At 45.2% G+C, this 1,103-nt stretch carries 2 protein-coding genes; one reads left to right on the forward strand and one right to left on the reverse strand.

Annotated elements, in window-relative coordinates; translation table 11 throughout:
- The coding region (locus AB5Y85_RS06375; protein WP_257688171.1) for an integrase core domain-containing protein at window positions 1-168 on the forward strand (168 nt) is incomplete at its 5' end.
- Between the two features lie 65 nt (window positions 169-233).
- Here the strand turns inward: AB5Y85_RS06375 and AB5Y85_RS06380 are convergent.
- The gene (locus tag AB5Y85_RS06380; RefSeq protein ID WP_081990745.1) at window positions 234-635 is read right to left on the reverse strand and encodes a hypothetical protein; all 402 of its coding nucleotides are present in this window, start codon (window positions 633-635) and stop codon (window positions 234-236) included.
- Between the last annotated feature and the right edge of the window lie 468 nt (window positions 636-1,103).

The raw sequence follows: 1,103 nt of genomic DNA on the forward strand, positions 1-1,103 counted from the left end.
TGGTATGAGTCGGTAGAGCAGATGCAGACAGACCTGGATAGCTACCTGGAGCACTACAACACCCAGCGGCCACATCAAGGCAGGATGATGGAGGGTCAGACCCCTTACAGCATGTTCAAGAAGGGTCTGAAATTGATACCGAAGGAAGTGCGCTCTAAAGTCGCGTAAACAAGACACCGGTTTGAGGCCGGTGTCAGGTGATAACTAGATCTGTACACTCTTCGAAATGACGATTACAGAAAGTCAGCCCTAAGCTCCAGCTCATCACTCGCCCAATGGGTATTCAGTACATTTGCATACCATAGTGTCAGAACGACATCCATCTGATTGTTGTGCTTCAGTGTGGCTGCAGCATCACAAGCACTGATAACCTCTTGCCATAAATCATCAGGATTAATCGGTGTAGCTTTGTCTTTAGAGGAAAGGATATCAAGGGCAGTGGTGACATACATCTTAGTCTTTGCGGCTGCATCATAATAGATTGGCATGACACAGCTAATCGCACTCAAACTGCATAGGGTCAGAAATGTAACCTTAGGGTTGTTTTTGAACTTTTTAACGCCTAAGTCTTCTCCGAATGCTTCGAACATCGCCATATCCCAGGCACTGACATGGTCATAATTGTTCTGCACCATTAGGTGTACTGCTCGCAATGCAGCACCGCCATACTTCCCATATATAATCATAAGCCCCCCGTTTTTCCCCTATGATAAATTACATCCATAGAGACCGGGCGATATAAATTCCTATTGCGATTATCTAATTACTCTATTGCTGACATGTAGACTATTAACAGAAACTTTACTTGACGTAGATCAATTTAAGGAGCAACTAAATATAGATATACCGGCTCAGCGCCCGACTCAAATATATGTTCCCAAGCAAGCACTCTGTAGTGGTCTAATCATCCCGGACACCATTTTAGGTGGTACAGTCGCCACCGGCGTTGTTTCCCAAATCGATACAGCTTGAATGGAACTAACTGAGGACTTGGTGATCTGATCACCTCCATCCTCTTCAAGTCTGCATCATGGGCACATCGCTTCACCCCATCACCAACTGGCCTCAATACAACAAGTCTTTGATTAACCGAGGTTCACTCA

The sequence above is a fragment of the Aeromonas sp. R3-1 genome, assembly GCF_040908345.1.
In the GTDB taxonomy this organism is placed as follows: domain Bacteria; phylum Pseudomonadota; class Gammaproteobacteria; order Enterobacterales; family Aeromonadaceae; genus Aeromonas; species Aeromonas veronii.